This window comes from Azoarcus indigens, from assembly GCF_004361735.1.
In the GTDB taxonomy this organism is placed as follows: Bacteria; Pseudomonadota; Gammaproteobacteria; order Burkholderiales; family Rhodocyclaceae; genus Azoarcus; species Azoarcus indigens.
In genome coordinates, this window is record NZ_SNVV01000058.1 from 1 (window position 1) to 2,468 (window position 2,468).

Below are 2,468 nucleotides of genomic sequence, written 5' to 3' on the forward strand. Positions count from 1 at the left end.
CAGCGCCGCCGGCCCCTCCATCGCGATCTGGCCGGTCTCCAGCACATAGGCGTAGTCGGCCACCTGGAGGGCCGCGCGGGCGTTCTGCTCCACCAGCAGGATGGACACGCCGCGGCGTCTCAACTCGGCGATGATGCGGAAGATCTCCCGCACGATGAGCGGCGCCAGCCCCAGGCTGGGCTCGTCCAGCATCAGGAGCTTCGGCTTGGCCATCAGCGCCCGGCCCACCGCCAGCATCTGGCGCTCGCCGCCCGAGAGCGTGCCGGCGAGCTGGCCGCGGCGCTCCTTCAGCCGCGGGAAGAGGGCATACACCTCTTCCATGGTCTGGCCGTGGTCGCGTTTGCCCATGCGGTAGCGCTGGAAGGCGCCCAGGGTGAGGTTGTCTTCCACCGTCATCTCGCCGAAGAGCTCGCGCTTCTCCGGCACCAGGTTCATGCCGCGGGCGACCATGCGCTCGACCTCCGGCACGATCTCGATGGCGCCGTCGAAGCCCACCTGCCCTTTGGATTCGAGCACGCCCATGATGGCCGAGAGCATCGTCGTCTTGCCGGCGCCGTTGGGGCCGATGACGGTGACGATCTGGCCCTCGCCCACCACCAGGTTGGCGTTGGTGAGCGCTTCGACCTTGCCGTAGGACACGCACAGGTCCTGCACTTCCAGCACCTTGCTGGCGGGCTGGTTGCTCTGGTTGCCTTGTTGATTGCTCATGCTCATCACTCCACACCGCCCAGGTAGGCTTCGAGCACCTTGGGGTTCTGCTGCACCTCTTCCGGGAGACCCTCGGCGATCTTCTCGCCGAACTCCATCACCACCACCCGATCAACGAGGCCCATGACGAAGTCCATGTCGTGCTCGACCAGCAGGATGGCCATGCCTTCGGCGCGCAGCTTCTTCAGGAGCTCGCCCAGGGCTTCCTTCTCCTTGTAGCGCAGGCCGGCGGCCGGTTCGTCCAGCAGCAAGAGGCAGGGGTCGGAGCAGAGCGCCCGGGCGATCTCGAGGATGCGCTGCTGGCCCAGGGCGAGGCTGCCGGCTTCGTCGTACATGTGCGGGGCGAGGCCCACGCGTTCGATCTGGCGGGCCGCTTCGGCGAGCAGGCGGGCTTCCTCGCTGCGGTCCAGCCGCCAGGCGGAGGCGAGCACGCCCTTGTCGCCGCGCAGGTGGCCGCCGATGGCCACGTTCTCCAGCACGCTCATGGTGGGCAAGAGCTTCACATGCTGGAAGGTGCGGCTCATGCCCATGCGGGCGATCTCGCGCGAGTCGTGGCCGGCCACCGGTTTGCCGAGGAAGCGCACTTCGCCGGAGGTGGGGGTGTCGACGCCGGAGAGTTGGTTGAACATGGTGCTTTTGCCGGCGCCGTTGGGGCCGATCAGCGCCAGGATTTCGCCGGCCTTCACTTCCAGGCTCATGTTGTTGTTGGCGACGAGGCCGCCGAACTTGCGGGTGACGTCGCGCGCTTCGAGGATGCGCTCGCCGGCCCGGGGCAGCTCGCGCCGCGGCAGCGGCTCGGCGGCGGCGTCGATGACCTTGTGGGCGCGGCGCACCGGCACCAGCCTGGCGAGGATGGGCCACAGGCCGCCGCGGGCGCGTTGCAGCACCAGCACCATCATCAGGCCGAAGACGATGACTTCGAAGTTGCCGCTGTGGCCCAGCAGCTTGGGCAGCAGGTCCTGCAGCCACTGCTTCATGATGGTGATGACGCCGGCGCCCACCAGCGCGCCCCAGACGTGGCCGGCGCCGCCGACCACCGCCATGAAGAGGTACTCGATGCCGATGTGCAGGCCGAAGGGCGTCGGGTTCACGAAGCGCTGCATGTGGGCGTAGAGCCAGCCGGAGGCGCAGGCGTGGAGTGCTGCGATCAGGAAGATGATCATGCGCGAGCGCGAGGTGTTCACCCCCATGGCTTCGGCCATGACCATGCCGCCCTTCAACGCCCGGATGGCGCGGCCTTCGCGCGAGTCGAGCAGGTTCTGGGTGGTGAAGACGGCGGCGAGCAGGAAGAGCCAGATGAGGTAGTAGATCTTGGGGCCGTCGTCGAGCACCACGCCGAAGAGGGTGATGGGGGGGATGCCGGTCAGGCCGGTGTGCCCGCCCAGGCTCTCCAGGGTGCCGAACAGGAAGTAGAGCGAGATGCCCCAGGCGATGGTGCCCAGCGGCAGGTAGTGGCCGGAGAGCTTCAGCGTGAGCGAGCCCAGCACCAGGGCGACCACCGCGGTGAAGACGAGCCCCACCACCAGCGCGAGCCAGGGCGAGCCGCCGGCCCAGGCGAGCCAGCCGGGCAGTTCGGTGGCGGTGGTGAGGACGGCGGTGGTGTAGGCCCCGAGGCCGACGAAGGCGGCCTGGCCGAAGCTGGTGAGGCCGCCCACGCCGGTCAAGAGCACCAGGCCCAGCGCCACCAGGGCGTAGAGGCCGATGTAGTTGAGCAGGGTGACGTAGAAGGGCGGGAGGAACTGCGGGGCGATGGCCAGCAG

2 protein-coding genes are annotated in these 2,468 nt (G+C 68.7%); both read right to left on the reverse strand.

Annotated elements, in window-relative coordinates; genetic code table 11:
• Nucleotides 1–708 (reverse strand): ABC transporter ATP-binding protein (locus C7389_RS24610; protein ID WP_246034962.1); only part of this gene is annotated, 708 nt, incomplete at its 3' end.
• Nucleotides 709–713: 5 nt separating this feature from the next.
• The gene (locus C7389_RS24615; RefSeq protein ID WP_425455593.1) at nt 714–2,468 is read right to left on the reverse strand and encodes a branched-chain amino acid ABC transporter ATP-binding protein/permease; all 1,755 of its coding nucleotides are present in this window, start codon (nt 2,466–2,468) and stop codon (nt 714–716) included.